This is a genomic window from Stenotrophomonas rhizophila (genome assembly GCF_000661955.1).
GTDB classification, from domain to species: Bacteria; Pseudomonadota; Gammaproteobacteria; order Xanthomonadales; family Xanthomonadaceae; genus Stenotrophomonas; species Stenotrophomonas rhizophila.
Window position 1 is genome coordinate 905,852 of record NZ_CP007597.1, and the last position, 16,612, is coordinate 922,463.

At 68.5% G+C, this 16,612-nt stretch carries 18 protein-coding genes and 1 other RNA gene; 4 read left to right on the forward strand and 15 right to left on the reverse strand.

From position 1 onward, the window contains the following. Window positions 1–16: 16 nt before the first annotated feature. Window positions 17–628 carry an HAD-IA family hydrolase gene (locus DX03_RS03805; protein ID WP_038686463.1) on the reverse strand — a complete coding sequence of 204 codons (612 nt, stop codon included), beginning with the start codon at window positions 626–628 and terminating at the stop codon, window positions 17–19. Window positions 629–741: 113 nt separating this feature from the next. Here DX03_RS03805 and azu point away from each other — a divergent pair, with 113 nt between their 5' ends. Then, complete coding sequence (gene azu, locus DX03_RS03810; protein ID WP_038686464.1) at window positions 742–1,200, forward strand: azurin; 459 nt, start codon at window positions 742–744, stop codon at window positions 1,198–1,200. 752 nt (window positions 1,201–1,952) lie between these two features. On the opposite strand, the gene hemL is transcribed toward azu, so the two are convergent. Beyond that, a complete protein-coding gene (hemL, locus tag DX03_RS03815) occupies window positions 1,953–3,242 on the reverse strand; it encodes a glutamate-1-semialdehyde 2,1-aminomutase (RefSeq protein WP_038686465.1) in 1,290 nt (429 codons plus the stop codon). 15 nt (window positions 3,243–3,257) lie between these two features. Further along, window positions 3,258–3,893, reverse strand: coding sequence for a thiamine phosphate synthase (gene thiE, locus DX03_RS03820; RefSeq protein ID WP_038686467.1), 636 nt, complete (start codon window positions 3,891–3,893; stop codon window positions 3,258–3,260). A 72-nt stretch (window positions 3,894–3,965) separates the two neighbouring features. On the opposite strand from thiE, the gene DX03_RS03825 reads away from it, so the two are divergent. Continuing rightward, entirely contained in the window at window positions 3,966–4,157 is a 192-nt protein-coding gene (locus tag DX03_RS03825) for a rubredoxin (RefSeq protein WP_037553342.1), read from the forward strand. 37 nt (window positions 4,158–4,194) lie between these two features. Here the strand turns inward: DX03_RS03825 and DX03_RS03830 are convergent, their stop codons facing one another. The 8 genes from DX03_RS03830 to DX03_RS03860 all read right to left on the reverse strand — a co-directional run bounded on the left by DX03_RS03830 (window position 4,195) and on the right by DX03_RS03860 (window position 8,445). Further along, a complete protein-coding gene (locus DX03_RS03830) occupies window positions 4,195–5,040 on the reverse strand; it encodes a SirB1 family protein (RefSeq protein WP_038686470.1) in 846 nt (281 codons plus the stop codon). 157 nt (window positions 5,041–5,197) lie between these two features. Beyond that, window positions 5,198–5,647 carry a DUF192 domain-containing protein gene (locus tag DX03_RS03835; RefSeq protein WP_038686472.1) on the reverse strand — a complete coding sequence of 150 codons (450 nt, stop codon included), beginning with the start codon at window positions 5,645–5,647 and terminating at the stop codon, window positions 5,198–5,200. A 52-nt stretch (window positions 5,648–5,699) separates the two neighbouring features. After that, on the reverse strand, window positions 5,700–6,347 hold the full coding sequence (rpiA, locus tag DX03_RS03840; RefSeq protein WP_038686473.1) for a ribose-5-phosphate isomerase RpiA: 648 nt from the start codon (window positions 6,345–6,347) through the stop codon (window positions 5,700–5,702). Between the two features lie 30 nt (window positions 6,348–6,377). Further along, window positions 6,378–6,854, reverse strand: a complete 477-nt coding sequence (locus tag DX03_RS03845; RefSeq protein ID WP_038686476.1) for an EVE domain-containing protein — start codon at window positions 6,852–6,854, stop codon at window positions 6,378–6,380. A gap of 13 nt (window positions 6,855–6,867) precedes the next feature. Then, window positions 6,868–7,467 (reverse strand): 5-formyltetrahydrofolate cyclo-ligase, encoded by a 600-nt coding sequence (locus tag DX03_RS03850; protein ID WP_038686478.1) that lies wholly within the window; start codon window positions 7,465–7,467, stop codon window positions 6,868–6,870. Window positions 7,468–7,547: 80 nt separating this feature from the next. Beyond that, window positions 7,548–7,732: non-coding RNA, 6S RNA (gene ssrS / locus DX03_RS20545), on the reverse strand. 198 nt (window positions 7,733–7,930) lie between these two features. Next, a complete protein-coding gene (locus tag DX03_RS03855) occupies window positions 7,931–8,227 on the reverse strand; it encodes a cell division protein ZapA (protein WP_038686480.1) in 297 nt (98 codons plus the stop codon). Beyond that, entirely contained in the window at window positions 8,224–8,445 is a 222-nt protein-coding gene (locus DX03_RS03860) for a TIGR02449 family protein (RefSeq protein WP_038686482.1), read from the reverse strand. The genes DX03_RS03855 and DX03_RS03860 overlap by 4 nt, the downstream gene beginning before the upstream one ends. A 198-nt stretch (window positions 8,446–8,643) precedes the next feature. Between DX03_RS03860 and DX03_RS03865 the strand changes: the two genes are divergently transcribed. After that, on the forward strand, window positions 8,644–9,192 hold the full coding sequence (locus DX03_RS03865) for a UPF0149 family protein (protein ID WP_038686483.1): 549 nt from the start codon (window positions 8,644–8,646) through the stop codon (window positions 9,190–9,192). A 7-nt stretch (window positions 9,193–9,199) separates the two neighbouring features. Continuing rightward, on the forward strand, window positions 9,200–10,525 hold the full coding sequence (locus DX03_RS03870; RefSeq protein ID WP_038691863.1) for an aminopeptidase P N-terminal domain-containing protein: 1,326 nt from the start codon (window positions 9,200–9,202) through the stop codon (window positions 10,523–10,525). A gap of 334 nt (window positions 10,526–10,859) precedes the next feature. Here DX03_RS03870 and pepQ read toward each other — a convergent pair whose 3' ends face one another. The 4 genes from pepQ to hemW all read right to left on the reverse strand — a co-directional run bounded on the left by pepQ (window position 10,860) and on the right by hemW (window position 16,556). Beyond that, a complete protein-coding gene (gene pepQ / locus DX03_RS03875; RefSeq protein ID WP_038686484.1) occupies window positions 10,860–12,188 on the reverse strand; it encodes a Xaa-Pro dipeptidase in 1,329 nt (442 codons plus the stop codon). 82 nt (window positions 12,189–12,270) lie between these two features. Then, window positions 12,271–12,624, reverse strand: a complete 354-nt coding sequence (locus DX03_RS03880) for a PilZ domain-containing protein (RefSeq protein ID WP_038686485.1) — start codon at window positions 12,622–12,624, stop codon at window positions 12,271–12,273. Further along, window positions 12,621–15,089 carry a DUF1631 domain-containing protein gene (locus DX03_RS03885; RefSeq protein WP_038686486.1) on the reverse strand — a complete coding sequence of 823 codons (2,469 nt, stop codon included), beginning with the start codon at window positions 15,087–15,089 and terminating at the stop codon, window positions 12,621–12,623. The genes DX03_RS03880 and DX03_RS03885 overlap by 4 nt, the downstream gene beginning before the upstream one ends. Before the next feature lie 240 nt (window positions 15,090–15,329). Next, window positions 15,330–16,556, reverse strand: coding sequence for a radical SAM family heme chaperone HemW (gene hemW, locus DX03_RS03890; RefSeq protein ID WP_081797140.1), 1,227 nt, complete (start codon window positions 16,554–16,556; stop codon window positions 15,330–15,332). Between the last annotated feature and the right edge of the window lie 56 nt (window positions 16,557–16,612).

Consider the following 16,612-nt stretch of genomic DNA (forward strand, 5'->3'; position numbering starts at 1 on the left):
CGACCAACGGTCGGCTCTACACCATGGCGTACCGCTTCAACACCTTGCCGATGCTGCGGCTGTCGGTCGCCGTTTCCGCCTGCAATCCCGCCTGACGTGCACCGCGCACGTTGGTGAACAGGTCATCGATGAACAGCGTGCGCCCGGCACGTGCGCCCAGCAGTTCCACCGCCTGCACGAAGACGGCCGGGTCCGGTTTGCGTCCGCCCAGCGCACCGCTGCACAGGATGCGCCCGTGCAACGCCGTGGCCAGGGTAGGCAGGATGCGCGGGATGGTGTCGGCCATCAGCGCGCCGTTGTTGGTCAGGATCGCAATCGGCAGGCGGCGGGCGACCTGCTCGATGCGTTCGATCACCCCGGCCTGCGGCAGGGAGGCGGCGATGCGCGCCGCCTGCCACTGCGCAATGCTCAGCGTGCTGCCCAACGCAGCGCTCACCTGCTGCAGATACAGCGTGCTGTCCAGGCCGGCGTCGTGCTGCTGCTCCAGGCCGCTGTCGAACAAGGCCGCCTGCACCTGCGCGACGCTGCAGCCGGTGCTGGCCGCCAGGTGACGCACGCGCAGGTGGCGCGCATGGCGCACCAGAACGCCATCGAAATCCAGCAGCAGGCACTCCACGGCAACGGCCATCGCGCACTCTCGTCCAGGTCCACTGCTGACCGTACCCCACCCGGGGCACGCGCTGCGACATCGCGTCGCAGGCCGGGCGTGGGCACGGACTCTAGAATCGCGTGGACTGTTCGATGGAGATTGCCGTGAAACTGCTTGTTCCCGTGTTGCTCGCCGGCCTGATGCTGGCCCCGGCTGCCCATGCCCGCGTGTGTGCGGTCAGCATCGACAGCACCGACCAGATGAGCTTCAGCCAGAAGGAGATCAAGGTCGGCGCAGACTGCAGCCAGGTGAAGCTGACCCTGCGCCACACGGGCAAGCTGGCCGCCACGGCGATGGGGCACAACTGGGTGCTCACGCGGACCCCCGATTATCAGCCGGTGGCGATGGCTGGCATGCGCACGAGCCTGGCCGACAGCTATTTGCCCAAGGGCGATGCGCGCGTGCTGGCGCATACCGCAGTGATCGGCGGTGGGCAGACCACCAGCGTGACCTTCTCGACCGCGAAGCTGGCCAAGGGGGGCGATTACACGTTCTTCTGCTCGTTCCCGGGGCACTTCGCGATGATGAAGGGCAAGCTGGTCTTCGGGTAAGAACGTCATCGGTGCGGCGACGGCACGCGCCTTGGTAGGGTCGGTTCCCAAACGACTGCCGATGATGCGTGTGGGTGCGGCGAACGCATGACCTGTGCCGAAGCGATCTGCGCTCCGGGGTCATGCCCTCAACGAACGTTGCGCAGACCAACGGCGGTCGATCGGGATGCGACCCTACCAGCGAGGCGCATCGCCGAACGCTCTCGGCATCATGAAAACCGTTGGTGGCTCCGCGATGATGGAGGGCACGCGCCTGGTAGGGTCGGTTCCCAAACGACTGCCGATGATGCGTGTGGGTGCGGCGAACGCATCTCCTGTGCCGAAGCGATCTTCGCTTTGGGGTCATGCCCTCACCGAACGTTGCGCAGACCAACGGCGGTCGATCGGGATGCGACCCTGCCAGCGAGGCACATCGCCGAATGCCCTCGGCATCATGAGAACCGTTGGCGGCTCCGCGATGATGGAAGGCACGCGCCTTGGTAGGGTCGGTTCCCAAACGACTGCCGTTGATGCGTGTGGGTGCGGCGAACGCATCACCTGTGCCGAAGCGATCTTCGCTTTGGGGGCATGCCCTCACCGAACGTTGCGCAGACCAACGGCGGTCGATCGGGATGCGACCCTGCCAGCGAGGCGCATCGCCGAACGCCCCCGGTTCCCTCCTGCATCGCCGAAGGCCATGGACCGGGGCCGATCCGTCGCCCCCGCCCTTGACCGGGGCCGATCCGTCGTCCCGGCCGTCGTCCGGTACCCGATCAGCCTTTGACGACCTTGAACGCCTCGCGGGCGGCGTCGATGGTCGCGTCGATCACGCTGTCGTCGTGCGCGCTGGACATGAAGCCGGCCTCGTACGCCGACGGGGCCAGGAACACGCCGCGCTCCAGCATCGCGTGGAAGAAGGTGTTGAACGCAGTAATGTCACAGGCGGTGGCCTGGGCGTAGGTGTCCACCTTCTGGTCGGTGAAGAACAGCCCGAACATGCCGCCCACCTGGGTAGTGGTCACGGGCACGCCGGCCTCGGCCGCCGCCGCTTCCAGCCCGGCGCACAGGCGCGCGCTGGCCGCGCTGAGGCGGTCATGGAAGCCCGGTTCCTGCACCAGTTCCAGCATCGCAAGGCCGGCGGCCATCGCCACCGGGTTGCCGCTGAGCGTGCCGGCCTGGTAGATCGGGCCGGCCGGGGCGATCTGCGACATCAGGTCGGCACGGCCGCCGTAGGCACCCACCGGCATGCCGCCGCCGATGATCTTGCCGAAGGTGGTCAGGTCCGGGGTGATGCCGTAGTGGGCCTGCGCACCGCCGAGGGCGACGCGGAACCCGGTCATCACCTCATCGAAGATCAACAGCGCGCCGTACTGGGTGCACAGGGCGCGCAGGTGCTGCAGGTAGCCGTCGCGCGGCGGAATGCAGTTGGCGTTGCCCACCACCGGCTCGATGATCAGCCCGGCGATGTGCTCGCCCTGTTCGGCGAACAGCGCGGTGGCCGCGTCGAAATCGTTGTAGGGCAGGGTGAGGGTGAGTTCGCTCAGGCCGGCCGGCACGCCCGGCGAGGTGGGCACGCCCAGGGTCAGCATGCCGCTGCCGGCCTTCACCAGGAACGAGTCGCCGTGGCCGTGGTAGCAGCCTTCGAACTTGACGATGCGATTGCGCCCGGTGGCCCCGCGCGCCAGCCGGATCGCCGACAGCGTGGCTTCGGTGCCGGAGTTGACCATGCGTACCATCTGGCACGACGGGATCAGCCGGGTGAGGGTTTCGGCCATCACCACTTCGGCCTCGCACGGCGCGCCGAACGACAGGCCGTTGTTGATCGCATGCTTGACCGCCTGGCGCACGGCCGGGTGGTTGTGGCCGACGATCATCGGGCCCCACGACCCCACGTAGTCGATGTAGCGGTTGCCATCCACGTCGTACAGGTACGGGCCATCGGCGCGCTGCACGAAGAACGGCTCGCCGCCGACCGACTTGAACGCGCGCACCGGCGAGTTGACACCGCCCGGCAGCAGCTTCTGGGCGCGGGTGAACAGGGCGTGGGACTGGTCGTGGTTCATGGGGTGTCCTGGGTCTTACGGAAACTGGGCGAGGAAAGCGCGCTGGGTGGCGACCGGATCGGGGGCGGCAAAAATGCCGCTGACCACGGCCACCAGGTCGGCACCGGCCGCGATGATGGGACCCACATTGTCCGGGCTGAGCCCGCCGATCGCCACCCGCGGTACGCCCAGTGCGGCGCTTTGCCGCAGCAGGTCCGGCGTGGCACGGCTGGAGGTGACCTTGGTGGTGGTGGGGAAGAACGCGCCGAACGCCACGTAGCTGGCGCCCTCGGCCACGGCACGTTCGGCATTGGCCAGCTGGTCGTAGCAGGACGCGCCGATGATGGCGTCGGGGCCCAGCAGGGCACGCGCGGCGCCGATGTCGCCGTCGGTGCCGCCCAGGTGCACGCCGGCGGCGCCCACGGCCTGGGCCAGTGCCGGGTCGTCATTGATGATCAACGGCACCCCGTGCTGGGCGCACAGTGCCTGCAGCGCGGTGGCCTGCTGCAGGTGCAGGGCGGCCGCGGCGGTCTTGTTGCGGTACTGCAGCCAGGTCGCGCCGGCGGCCAGCAGCGGCGCGGTACGCGCCAGCAGGCGGGCGGTGTCGGCCTCGTCGGGGGTGATCAGGTAGACGCCGCGTGGGCGCACGGGGGAGACTGAAGCAGAATTCATCGGTGGCTACCGGTAGCACGACGGGAGTGGGACAATGGCGGTCGCCCGTTTTTGTCCAGCCGTGATTATCCAATGACCGATGCCACCGCCACCACTTTCCGCACCTGGATGTGCGTTGTCTGCGGCTTTCTGTACAGGGAAGAAGACGGCCTGCCGGAAGAAGGCATTGCGCCGGGCACGCGCTGGGAAGACATTCCCGACACCTGGACCTGCCCCGATTGCGGCGTGACCAAGGACGATTTCGAGATGGTCGAGGTCGATTGACCGGCGGGTATCGACCGTTGGTCGATACGCCCCTTCGTCAATGCAACCGCGGCGCCCGTCCGCCCAGTTCCACCAGCTTCTCGCGCACCCATTGCGCATCGGTGGCCTGGCGGTTGCGTTGCAGGTACAGCGCCAGGTCATGGCGCGCCCCGGCCTCGTAATCCAGGTTCAGGTACGCCAAGCCGCGGTCACGCAGCGCATCGTCCTGTTCGGGCGCCAGCTTGAGCAGGCGGTCGGCACTGCGCGCGGCGCGGTCCCATTCGCCGCGCTCCACATACACGCCGTGCAGGTTGCGCAGCATGCGCATCAGGATCGCGCGTGCCGGGGCGGCATCCAGGATCTGCGCCAGCACGTGGTCGTCCGGGGTTTCGCCGCCCAGGTGCGAGCGGGCGCGCTCGCGCAGTTCTTCCACGTCCAGCGGGCGGCCGCCGTTGTAGGGGTCCATCACCAGCACCCCGTCGTCCACCGGCAGACGCACCAGGAAGTGCCCCGGGAAGGACACCCCGTCCAGCGGAATGCCCAGCCGGCGCGCGACTTCCATCTGCACCAGGGCCAGCGAGATCGGATTGCCCAGGCGGCGTTCGAACACCTGGTTGAGGTAGCTGTTGCGCGGGTCGTAGTACTCGCCGTGGTCGCCGCCGTAGCCCAGTTCGTCGAACAGGTGGCGGTTCACGGCGGCGATCTTCAGCGGCCAGTGCTCGATGGTGTCCACCTCGGTACGCAGGTGGTCGGCATGGGCCTGCACCACCGCGTCGTACACGGTGGGGTCCAGGTCGGGGTATTCGTCGCGGGCGATCAGCAGTGCTGTGGGCAACAGCGGCAGGGCCTCGTCATCCAGCTCGGCCAGTGAATCCCACGTCGGCAATGTGATCTGCCCCTGCATGGCTACAGACTGGCGACAAACGCAGCCGGTTTCAAGGGCTTCAGCGCCGGATCACGCCCGCCGGTAGAGCCGACCGTTGATCGGCTGAGCGGAAACGTTGAGGAGGGCCAGGGGCGGCCGACCAACGGTCGGCTCTACCCCGGGCGGGGACGCGGTGTCAGCGGTCGGCGATGCCGGGGCCGAAGGTGATCTCGGTGCCGTCCTTCAAGCCCAGCTTTTCGGCCTGGCCGGCATTGAGCTCCAGCACGTAACGGGCCGGGCCGCTGCTGGGGTAGGGCGGGCAACGGTCGCCGGCCGAGCACGGCGGCACATCGCGCTGCTGGCTGACCAGCCGGCGCTGTTCGTCGAAGTACAGGATGTCCAGCGCGATCTTGGTGTTCTTCATCCAGTACGCCTGCAGTTCCTCGCGCTCGTGCAGGAACAACATGCCATGGTCGGCATCCATCTGGTCGCGGAACATCAGCCCGCGCGCGCGGCTGGCGTCATCGCGGGCCAGTTCCACCTGGTAGCGGGCACCGCTCAGTTCCACCCAGTGGCGGGTGCCGCTGCTGGCGCAGCCGGTCAGGGTCATCAGGAGCAGCAGCGGCAACAGGCGGATCAGCGACATCGGGGTCTACCTCGGCAGGAAGAAGGCCGGCCATCGTGGGCCGGCCGCGGAATCAGAATACGCGGGGCGGCTCGCCGCCGACGATGACCACGTCGGCCGGGCGCCGCGCGAACAGGCCCACGCTCACCACGCCGGGCAGCTGGTTGAGCTCGCGCTCAAGCTTGACCGGGTCGGTGATCTGCAGGTGGTGGATGTCCAGGATCACGTTGCCGTTGTCGGTGACCACGCCTTCGCGCCAGGCCGGCTGGCCGCCGGTCATGTCCAGGATGCGGCGCGCGATCAGGCTGCGGGCCATCGGGATCACTTCCACCGGCAACGGGAAACGCCCCAGCACGGGCACCTGCTTGCTCGGGTCGATGATGCACACGAAGCGCTCGCTGGCCTCGGCGATGATCTTCTCGCGGGTCAGCGCGGCGCCGCCGCCCTTGATCAGGCACTTGTTGCCGTCGCACTCGTCGGCGCCGTCCACGTACAGCGACAGGTTGCCGGTGTGGTTGAGCTCCATCACCTCGATGCCGTGCGACTTCAGCTGGGCGGTGCTCTGCTCGGAGCTGGACACGGTGCCCTTGATGCGGTGCTTGATGCGGGCCAGGCCGTCGATGAAGTAGGCAACGGTGGACCCGGTGCCGACCCCGACGATCATGCCGTCTTCGACGTATTCCAGGGCTTTTTCAGCAGCCAGGCGCTTGGCTTCGGACATGGCGGGCAACTCTATGAGGGAAAAGGGGAATCAGTGTTTTTCAAGCGACAGCAGCAGCTTCCACTGCGCGGCGGTCACCGGAAGGATCGACAGGCGGTTGCCGCGCGCGGTCAGCGGAAAACCTTCGCCCAGCGCATCGGCGTGCAGCTTGATCTCGTCCAGCGAAATGGTGTCGCGCAGTTTGCGCTCGAAGGCCACGTCCACCAGCATCCAGCGCGGTTCTTCGCGGGTGGCCTTGAGGTCGTAGTAGTCGGATTTGGGGTTGAACTGGGTGTCGTCCGGGTAGGCCTCGCTGGCCACCGTGGCAATGCCGACGATGCCGGGCACCTTGGTATTGGAGTGGTAGAACAGCACCCCGTCGCCGACCTTCATGCCGTCGCGCATGAAGTTGCGCGCCTGGTAGTTGCGCACGCCGTTCCAGGGCTCGCGGCCCACGCGCTGCAGATCGTCGATGGAAAAGGCGTCCGGTTCGGACTTCATCAGCCAGTAGCGCTTGCGTGCGGTCATGCGGAGTCTTTGATTACGGTAGGTGCCGACCGTTGGCCGGTACGCAGACGAGGGTGGAGATGTCGGTGCAGATCGCATCCACCGCGACATCCCAGGGCTGTACCGGCAGGTCATCGACCTGCTGCACCGAGAAGCCGACCCCCACCAGCCACGGCGGTGCGGGGCGCTGGTGGCGGAACGCGAAGCTGCGATCATACCAGCCGCCTCCCATGCCCAGGCGCCGGCCCTGCGCGTCGAAACCGACCAGGGGCGCCACCACCAGTGTCATCTGCTCCGGTGCCAGGGTGGCCTCCAGTGCGATGTCCGGTTCGGGAATGCCGTAGCGGTTGGCGGTCAGTGGCTGGCCGGGTCGCCAGGGCGCGAAGCGCAGCGTGTCGCCGGCGAGGATCGGCAGGCAGTACTGCAGCGCGTCGGGCAGCTGCATCTGCCAGCGGTGCAGGGCGATTTCGCCATCCATCGCCCAGTACCCGGCAACGAAGCCGTGCGCAGGGGCGAAGGGGAGCTGGAGCAGGCGATCGGCCAGATGTTCGGCGGCGGCCAGGCGCTGCGCGGCGGGGATGTCTCGGCGGCGTTGGCGCAGCTGCTGGCGCAGTGCGGAGCGCGGGTCGGTCATGCCTGGGTCCGGGGCGTGGTGCGGGCGCGGATAAAACAAGAGCGACGTCCCGGTAGGGGCGTCGCTCTTGCAGGAATACTGCATTCTCCGCGGTGACGATGCGTGCGAAACGACCTTGAACCCGGGGTTCAAGTGGGTACGCTGGGGTTCCTTCGGGCTTCCCGCTACAAGGCGGACTTGCACTCCCGGCGCCGTCGCGCACCCGTGGTCGTAATTAAGGGACAAGGCGAATGTTTGCACACGCCGTCGTTCACAGCAGAGAACGCGTCGCCATTATAGCCAAGCGCGCGCCGAGGGATAGGCCGTTCGTCGGTCGGATTGCACCTGAATTCAGATCGATGAAGGCCATGCGATGGCCTTGTTGAATGGAACATGGCGTGGAACATCGGTAGAGCCGACCGTTGGTCGGCTGCACAAGCATTCGGGTGGCGCCGACCAACGGTCGGCTCTACCGGTCAACGGCTCACGCCCCGTCGATCGCCCGGTCCAGCCGCCGGTTCAAATCGGCCAGGGTCTGCTGCAGTGCCACGCCCTGGCGGGCGTGTTCATCGCGCAGCTGCTGCAGTTCATGGGCCAGATTCAAGGCGGCCAGCACGGCCACCCGGTCCACGGCGGCCATGCGGTTGCTGCCGCGGATCTCGCGCATCTTCGCATCCAGCAGGCGGGCCGCTGCGGTGAGGATTTCTTTCTCTTCCGGGCCCACGCCCACCGTGTATTCACGGTCCAGGATGCGGACACTGACCGGTTCGGTCTGGCTCATGTGTGCTGCTCCAGGGACTTGAGGCGGGTGATCATCGCTTCGACCCGGGAGCGGGCCTGTTCGTTCTTGGCCAGCAGCTGGGAGCGCTCGGCCACCAGTTGCTCCTGCTGATGGCGCAGGCTGCGGTTCTCCTCGGCCAGGCGCTGGTTGCGTTCCAGCAACGCCTCCACCCGGGCGGCGAAGGCCTGCAATTGGGTGATGGCGTCGGAAGGTTCCATGCCCGGCACGATAGGCAAGGGCGGTGGAGCCGGTCAAGCGAATAATGACGGGGGCTTCAGCAGGGGTCGGGTTACCCCCGCAGCGCCTGCCCGGGAACGCGATGGCAACCCGACGGCCACGGGCGGATTGCTACACTGTGAGGCTGCCAGAGCGCCGCCCCCGGCGGCCCCGGCGCCTTTTTCCGATCGAGCCCCAAGATGACCGAACTTCCGAGTGTCGATGACGTAAACAAGGCCAGCCAGGCGTTGGGCCTGGGCGCCAATGCCGCCGAACTGCATGGCGGGCTGTGCGGCTGGCTGTCTGCCGGCGGTGCGCCGGTGCGCGAATGGCCGGCGCGGGTGCTGGCCGATGACAACCTGCCGCTGCCGGCCGAGGACGATCCGCTGTCGCAGCTGCTGCAGGCCAGCGTGGCGCAGCTGGAAGACCGCGACTTTGCGTTCGAGCTGCTGCTCAGCGACGCCAGCGACACCGCCGCGCAGGCCGATGCGCTGTTCACCTGGGCGCGCGCCTTCCTGGGCGGCTTCGGGCTGGGCTCCGGTGGCCGTCGCCCGACGCTGTCCGAAGAGGGCGAAGAAGCCCTGAACGACCTGGCCAAGCTGGCCCAGGCCTCCAGCGAAGACTTCGAAAGCGGCAACGATGATGACGAAGACGCGCTGGCCGAGATCGAAGAGTTCATCCGCGTGGCGGTGCTGCTGCTGCACGGCGACTGCGTGATGGCCGCGCGCCACCGGCAGCGTCTGAACTGAGATGGATATCCGGCAGCTGACCGGCATCTCCGCCGCCGAGTACACCCGCCGCCGCCAGCAGTTGATGGAAATGGCCGGCGACGACGCGATCCTGGTGCTGCCGGCCGCGGCCGAGCGGGTGCGCAGTCTGGATACGCATTTCCCGTTCCGCCAGGACTCGGACTTCTGGTACCTGAGCGGCTTCCCGGAGCCGGACGCGGTGCTGGTGCTGATCCCCGGCCGGCGCCACGGCGAGGTGATCCTGTTCTGCCGTGAGCGCGACGCCGACCGCGAAGCCTGGGACGGCGCGCGCGCCGGGCAGGAAGGCGCGGTGTCGCAGTATGGGATGGACGATGCGTATCCCATCGACGACCTCGACGACATCCTGCCGGGTCTGCTGGAGGGGCGCTCGCGGGTGTACTACCACTTCGGCCGCGACGCGGAGTTCGACCTCAAGCTGATCGGCTGGGTCAACCGGGTGCGCTCGCAGGTGCGGCATGGCGCGCAGCCGCCGCATGAATTCCTGGAGCTGGGCCACCTGCTGCACGAACAGCGGCTGTTCAAGTCCAGCGCCGAGATCGCGCTGATGCAGCGCGCCGCCGATATCAGCGTGCAGGCCCACCGGGTAGCAATGCGGGTGGCGCGCCCGGGCATCCACGAGTACGAACTGCAGGCCGACCTGGAGCGCGAGTTCCGGGCAAATGATGCGTGCGCGGCATACTCCAGCATTGTCGGGGCCGGCTCCAACGGCTGCATCCTGCACTACCGCGACAACAACGCGCGATCGCGCGATGGCGAGCTGGTGCTGATCGATGCAGGCGCCGAGTACCGCGGCTACGCCAGCGACATCACCCGCACCTTCCCGGTGAACGGGCGCTTCAGTGCCGAACAGCGCGCGCTGCACGACCTGGTCGGCGCGGCGCAGGCGGCAGCGTTGGCGCAGGCCAAGCCGGGCAACGCGTATGAAGCCGGGCACCTGGCGGCCGTGCAGACCCTCACCGAAGGCCTGCTGCACCTGGGGCTGCTGAAGGGCAGTGCGGAAGAGAACATCGCCGAAGGCCATTACCAGCGCTTCTACCGGCACAAGACCGGGCACTGGCTGGGGCTGGACGTGCACGACGTGGGCGATTACCGGCTGGCCGGCGACTCGCGCATGCTGGAACCGGGCATGGTGTTCACCATCGAACCGGGCCTGTATGTCTCGGCAGATGACCGCAGCGTGGAAGCGCGCTGGCGCGGCATCGGCATCCGCACCGAGGATGACGTGCTGATCACCGAGGACGGGCACCAGGTGCTGACCGCGGCGCTGGCGCGCAGCGCCGATGAGATCGAAGAGGAAATGGCGGCGCGCTGACACCCGTAGAGCCGGGCTCTGCCCGGCTGAGCGCGCTGCCGGACCACCGGTAGTGCCGGCCGCTGGCCGGCATTGCGTGCAGCCGGGCAGAGCCCGGCTCTACGGGCGGCCGGGACACCGGTATCGCCGGCCGTGGGTGGGCATTGCACGCAGCCGGGCAGAGCCCGGCTCTACGGGCGGCCGGGACACCGGTAGTGCCGGCCGCTGGCCGGCATCGCGTGGCGTGCAGCCGGGCAGAGCCCGGCTCTACGAGCGGCCGGGACACCGGTAGTGCCGGCCGCTGGCCGGCATCGCGTGCAGCCGGGCAGAGCCCGGCTCTACGGGCCGGCTGCCGTCAATCGGCCGCGGCGAACGCCGGGCGGGTCAGGTTGTCGGCATCGCCGTCGGTGCACAGCACTTCGTCTTCGATGCGGATGCCGCCGTAGGGGCGGAAGAAGTCGACGCGGCTCCAGTCGATGCTGTCACCGTTACCGGCCTGCTTCACTTCGTCCAGCAGCATGTCGATGAAGTACACGCCCGGTTCGATGGTCACCACCATGCCCGGCTCCAGCACACGGGTCAGGCGCAGGTACGGATGGCCCTGCGGACGTTCGATGCGGCCGCCGCAGTCGCTGGCGGCGAAACCGGCCACGTCGTGGACCTGCAGGCCGATCAGGTGGCCCAGGCCGTGCGGGAAGAACGCCGCGCTGACGCCGGTGGCCAGGGCTGCTTCGGGCGATACCTTGAGCACGCCGAAGTCCTTCAGGATCCCCATCAACGACAAGTGCGCGTCCACGTGCAGCTGCTTGTAGTCCACCCCGGCACGCACACCGGCGGCCATCTGCTGCTGGGCCGCGTCGACCGCATCGATCATGGCCTGGAACTCGTCATGGCCGGCGGCGGCATAGGTGCGGGTGATGTCGCTGGCATACCCGTACGCGCTGGCACCGGCATCGATCAGGAAGCTGCGCAACGGCGTCGGCGCGCTGCGGCCCAGGTCGGTGTAGTGCAGCACGGCGGCATGTTCGTTGAGGCCGATGATGTTGCCGTAGGGCAGTTCGTTGGCGTCCTGGCCCACCGCACTGCAGTAGGCCATGTGAATCTCGAACTCGCTGGCGCCGGCGCGGAACGCGGCCTCGGCGGCGCGATGACCGCGCACGCCCAGGCGCTGGGCCTGGCGCATCAGTGCGATTTCATACGGGGTCTTGTAGCCGCGCTGCCAGTCCAGGTAATGCAGCACCGGCTCGGGGTTGTTCGGCACGAACGCACCCAAGGCGCTCTGCGGCTCGCCCAGGATCGCGCAGCGCGCCGGGTCCTGGGGCAGCAGCGCCAGGGCATGCTCGGCGCTGCGGATGATCTCGATGTTGAAGTGCTCCACCCACCAGCCGTTGGGGGCATCGGGCACCACGTGCCAGTAGTCGAACGGCTGGAAGAAGATCAGCGTCGGGCGCTGGCCGGGGGTGTACACCAGCCAGCTGTTGGGCAGCTTGGTCAGCGGCAGCCACGCCTTGAAGTTCGGGTTCACCGCGTAGGGGTAGTCGCGGTCGTCGAACGCCTGGTAGTGCTGGGTGCCGCTGGGAATTACCAGGTGGTCGAAACCGCCGCGGGCCAGCGCTTCATCGGCACGCTGGCGCAGCACGCTGACGTGATGGGAGTACAGGGCGCCAAGGTCAGGCTGGTTCATCGCGGAGGCTCGTTGGGCAGTGCGGAGTGCAGCCCATGATTCTGCCGCAATCAGGCCCGTCGCGCTGTGCCGGAACCGGCACTCAGACCGCCGAAGTTTCCTGCGCGATCCACGCCCGCAGCAATTCGCGGTGCTCGCGGCTGAGGGTGATGAAACGGAAGCCCACCCAGGCCTGGCCGGGGGCATGGGTCTGCTCGCTCCACAGCTGGTGCGCGCCCACGTCCAGGGCAACGGGCTGGCCGTTCGGGCCGGGAATGGCGAACTGCAGCTGGTACAGCGCGTCGTCGTGCATCGGTGCCGAGGCCAGCATGAGCATGCCGGTTTCGGAAATATTGCCGAGCCGTCCCACCACTGCCTCGGCCAGCATGTCGGTGACAGGCACCAGTTCGGCCACCTGGCGGCGCGGCGCGCGGCGGGTATCGGTATCGGCGGTCATGGAGCGGTCTCTGCGGCAGGGCCAGGGCCGGCCAGCGAACGCAGCGTGCGCAGCGTCGCCTGCCAGGCGCGGTCGATCAGGCGGCTCTTGTCCTCGTTGACGATGCGCACCTGGCCATGCGCCATCAGGCGGGCCAGCGCATCCAGCGAGTGTTCCCCCACCTTCTGCCCGCGCGGATTGACGAACAACGCATTGTCGGTGAGTAGGCTGTACCACGACAGCCGCTGGCGGCGCAGGTCGCCCTGCTGGTTGGTGGTGAATTCGAACCAGGTGCCGAACGGCAGCGTGCGCAGCTGGCGATAGCAGTCTTCCTCGGCCAGGCTGCGTGCCAGCGGCGCGACCTTGCGTGGCTCGTGGCCCTCGCCCTGTTCGCCCAGGCGGGTGCGGGCACGGATCCGGGCGGTCAGCTCGGTGCGCGAACTGCCTTCATCTTCGCCGCCCGGGGAGGACAGGCGCCGCGCGATCGCGGCCGCTTCGTCCTGGTGGTAGCCCACCTGCAGCAGCGCGGCTTCCACCTGGCCGCCCAGGTCGGCATCGCTCGGCGCGGTGCCGGGCGGCTGGCAGGTCACCTCGGCAATCCGGGCGGTTTCCTGCTCGCGCTGCTGCCATTGCTCGGAGCCTTCGCCATGCCGAAGCAGGGTGAGGGTGAGCACGTCCGACCACGCCTGCTTCAGCAGCGACTGCACGAAGCGCGGGGGTTCGGATTGGGCGCACAGCTGTTCGATGCTGGCGCCGGCCTGCTGCTTGGCCGACTCCAGGCGTTCCTTGCCGCGCGCGGCTTCCACATGGCGGCGCTCGGCCAGTTCGGCCTTGTGCGCCAGTGCGCGGAAGTGCTGCTGGATGTCTTCGTTGGCGGCCTCGAACACCGCCGCGTCGCCCTGGTAGTCGTCCACCACCTGGTCCACGGCGCGGCCCAGCTTCTGCACCAGCTGCGGGTCCACGTCGTCTTCGCCCAGCCAGTTGGCGCCTGCTTCGGCCACCGCATTGAGCAGCTCCCGCGCGGGATGCTGGTCGCGCACGAAGAACGCCGGGTCGGACAGGGCGGCCCGGGCCACCGGGACCTGCAGGCGCGCGAGCAGGTCGGCGGCGACCGCGTCCGGGCGCACTTCGCGCTGGATCTGCCCGTAGAGCATGTCCAGCAGGTCGAAGGTGTCGCTGTCCTTGACGGTCAAGGCGGCCTGCGCGCCATGGTCGGCGCGCATCTGGGCCAGCAGCGCGTTGTGCAGGTCGGCCATGCTGCGCCGGGCCGTGCCGGTACCGGCGCTTTGCGCCTGCAGTTTGGCCAGGGTGGCATGGACCGATTCGCTGGCCACCGCAACCGGCGGGCCGGCAGAGGAGGCGGGGCTGGCCGCCGTTGGAACACCCGGCGACTCCACGGCGCCGCAAGCCGCCGCGCCGCTGCTTGCAGCGGTACCGCCAGCACTGCCCGTCGCCCCGGCAAGGCCCGTGGCGCTGGCTTGGCGCGCGGCGTCGAGCAGCTGGTGCAGGGCAGACATGGCGGGCGCCGACAGATCCTGCGGCGCAGCGCCTGCTGCTGAAACCGGTGCGTTACTTTCCGCACCGGCGGGCACGGGCGGGCCGGAGCGCAGCGAGGCGGGCAGGTCGCCCATTGCCTCGCTGGTCATCGCCGCCCACGCGCTGTTGCTGGCCGATCCGCTCCACCCGGTCAGGGGGCGATTGACCTTGCCGCCTTCACGGGCCGGGCCGCTGCGTTCGGCGCCGGTGACGATGCGCCGGGTGGTGGCCGACCGCGCCAGGTAGGGGGTGTAGACCAGGCCGGGCAGGACACCTTCGTGGCCGAGCAGGATGTTGGCGCGTTCCAGCAGTTCGCCCAATCGGTCGATCAACTGGCGGTCGAACACGCGGTAGAGCGCCAGCTGGGTTTCCAGCCCCAGTTCGAAGCGTTCGCCGAGTTCCCGCACGATCCGGCACAGCACGTGCGGGCCGAACGGCAGGTCTTCGACATCGAACTCCGGGCCGGCGGCGAGCACCGCGAAGCGTTGCCCCAGCAGTTGCAGGGCGCTGGCCGACCGTTGCGCCTCGCGGCGGATGATCTCCACCAGCACGATGTCGCGGTCGATGTCGGTGTCGGCCACCAGGGTCAGGGTACTGGCGGTGAGGGTGCTGGCCGCCGGGGTCGGCACATGGCGCACGCGCGGCTCGCGCAGCTGGGCCAGGGCCTCCCCCAGTGCGTCCAGGAACAGCGGGGCGAACTGTGCGTTGACCTCGTGCAGGCGCCGGGTCTGGGCGTAGATGTCGGCCTGGATCTGGCTGTTGCGTGCGCGCTCGGCATCGCGGAACAGCTCGCGCTCCAGTTCGACGATGGTCAGTTTCAGCGGGGTGGCCAGGGTCTGCGCGGCCAACGCGTGCAGCGACGCCAGCAGGCGGCGCACGCGCGGCGGCGCGGCCACGTGGGCGAAACGGGCCGGGTCGGTCTGGGACGATGAAGGTGCGGACGCAGACATCCGTTGTGGTTCCGGCTCCCCTGAGAGTAAGGAATCTAACGGTTTCGCGGTGTCCCCGCCAGAAGGGATCCCCCGACACCCGGCGCTGCTCTTCGCGCACGGTCGGGATGTCGCCAACGGCAGCCGACCAACGGTCGGCTCTACCCCCACGCATTGCCCCCGCCGTAGAGCCGACCGTTGGTCGGCTGTTCTTCGCGCACGGCCAGGATGTCGCCAACAGCAGCCGACCAACGGTCGGCTCTACGCGGGGAGGAACAGTTCGACCACGTCGTTGGTGAAACGCCGGCCCAGCTCGGTGGGGCGGGCATGCTCGCCGTCCAGGGTCATCCAGCCGCGCTGGATCGCCGCCTGCAAGGGCACGGCGATGCTCGCGCGCTCCAGACCGGTGCGCGATTCGAAGTCCTTCAGCGTGAACCCTTCATGCAGACGCAGCAGGTTGAGCATGTACTCGAACGGCAGGCGCTCGCCATCGATCACGTCATCGCCGCCGATCGCCGCTGCCGTGCCCGCCGCGTCCATGAAGGTCTGCGGGTGCTTGTGCTTCCAACGCCGCAGCACGTGCTGCTCGGCACCGCTGCTGATCTTGCCGTGCGCGCCCGCGCCGATGCCCAGGTAGTCGCCGAAGCGCCAGTAGTTCAGGTTGTGCGCGCTCTGTCGGCCCGGCTTGGCGTAGGCGCTCACTTCGTACTGGGCGTAGCCGGCCTCGGCCAGCAGCGCCTGGCAGTGCTCCTGGATGTCCCACGCCGAATCCTCGTCGGGGATGCCCTGCGGCGGCCGCGCGAAGAACACCGTGTTCGGCTCCAGCGTGAGCTGGTAGTGGGACATGTGCGTGGGCTGCAACGCGAACGCGCGTTCCAGGTCATGCTCGGCCTGGGCCAGCGTCTGCTGCGGCAGCGCGTACATCAGGTCGATGTTGAAATTGTCGTAGCCCGCATCCTGGGCCAGCTTCACCGCACGCTCGGCTTCGCTACTGTCGTGGATGCGTCCCAGGCGCTTGAGCGCCTCGTCGTTGAAGGTCTGGATGCCGAAGCTGATGCGGTTCACCCCGGCCGCGCGGTAGCGGTCGAAACGGCCGTGTTCGGCGGTGCCCGGATTGGTTTCCAGGGTCACTTCCAGGTTCGGCGCAAAGCGCAGCCGGGCCGACGCCGCCTGCAGGAAGCGGTCGATCGCCTCGGGCGGGAACAGGCTGGGCGTGCCACCGCCGAAGAACACGCTGCTCACCACCCGGCCCCAGACCAGCGGCAGGTCCTGATCCAGATCGCGGATCAGGGCGTCGATGTACGCCTCGAACGGCAGTTCACCCTTGGCCGCATGCGAGTTGAAATCGCAGTACGGGCATTTGCGCACGCACCACGGCAGGTGCACGTACAGCGCCAGCGGCGGCGGAATCAGCCGCGGCGCGTGGTCGTGGTCGCCCGCGCAGTGTTCGCCGGGCAGGTGGTCGCAATGGTCGTGTGGCTGAGACATGGAATTCACGGGTAGTGCCGGCCGCTGGCCGGCTCTCCAGACATCATCAGGGGTGG

Bases quoted from the DNA above. Each gene is read 5' to 3' on its own strand.
- DX03_RS03805 (WP_038686463.1), bottom strand. From the start codon at position 628: ATGGCCGTTGCCGTGGAGTGCCTGCTGCTGGATTTCGATGGCGTTCTG.
- azu (WP_038686464.1), top strand. From the start codon at position 742: ATGGAGATTGCCGTGAAACTGCTTGTTCCCGTGTTGCTCGCCGGCCTG.
- hemL (WP_038686465.1), bottom strand. From the start codon at position 3,242: ATGAACCACGACCAGTCCCACGCCCTGTTCACCCGCGCCCAGAAGCTG.
- thiE (WP_038686467.1), bottom strand. From the start codon at position 3,893: ATGAATTCTGCTTCAGTCTCCCCCGTGCGCCCACGCGGCGTCTACCTG.
- DX03_RS03825 (WP_037553342.1), top strand. From the start codon at position 3,966: ATGACCGATGCCACCGCCACCACTTTCCGCACCTGGATGTGCGTTGTC.
- DX03_RS03830 (WP_038686470.1), bottom strand. From the start codon at position 5,040: ATGCAGGGGCAGATCACATTGCCGACGTGGGATTCACTGGCCGAGCTG.
- DX03_RS03835 (WP_038686472.1), bottom strand. From the start codon at position 5,647: ATGTCGCTGATCCGCCTGTTGCCGCTGCTGCTCCTGATGACCCTGACC.
- rpiA (WP_038686473.1), bottom strand. From the start codon at position 6,347: ATGTCCGAAGCCAAGCGCCTGGCTGCTGAAAAAGCCCTGGAATACGTC.
- DX03_RS03845 (WP_038686476.1), bottom strand. From the start codon at position 6,854: ATGACCGCACGCAAGCGCTACTGGCTGATGAAGTCCGAACCGGACGCC.
- DX03_RS03850 (WP_038686478.1), bottom strand. From the start codon at position 7,467: ATGACCGACCCGCGCTCCGCACTGCGCCAGCAGCTGCGCCAACGCCGC.
- DX03_RS03855 (WP_038686480.1), bottom strand. From the start codon at position 8,227: ATGAGCCAGACCGAACCGGTCAGTGTCCGCATCCTGGACCGTGAATAC.
- DX03_RS03860 (WP_038686482.1), bottom strand. From the start codon at position 8,445: ATGGAACCTTCCGACGCCATCACCCAATTGCAGGCCTTCGCCGCCCGG.
- DX03_RS03865 (WP_038686483.1), top strand. From the start codon at position 8,644: ATGACCGAACTTCCGAGTGTCGATGACGTAAACAAGGCCAGCCAGGCG.
- pepQ (WP_038686484.1), bottom strand. From the start codon at position 12,188: ATGAACCAGCCTGACCTTGGCGCCCTGTACTCCCATCACGTCAGCGTG.
- DX03_RS03880 (WP_038686485.1), bottom strand. From the start codon at position 12,624: ATGACCGCCGATACCGATACCCGCCGCGCGCCGCGCCGCCAGGTGGCC.
- DX03_RS03885 (WP_038686486.1), bottom strand. From the start codon at position 15,089: ATGTCTGCGTCCGCACCTTCATCGTCCCAGACCGACCCGGCCCGTTTC.
- hemW (WP_081797140.1), bottom strand. From the start codon at position 16,556: ATGTCTCAGCCACACGACCATTGCGACCACCTGCCCGGCGAACACTGC.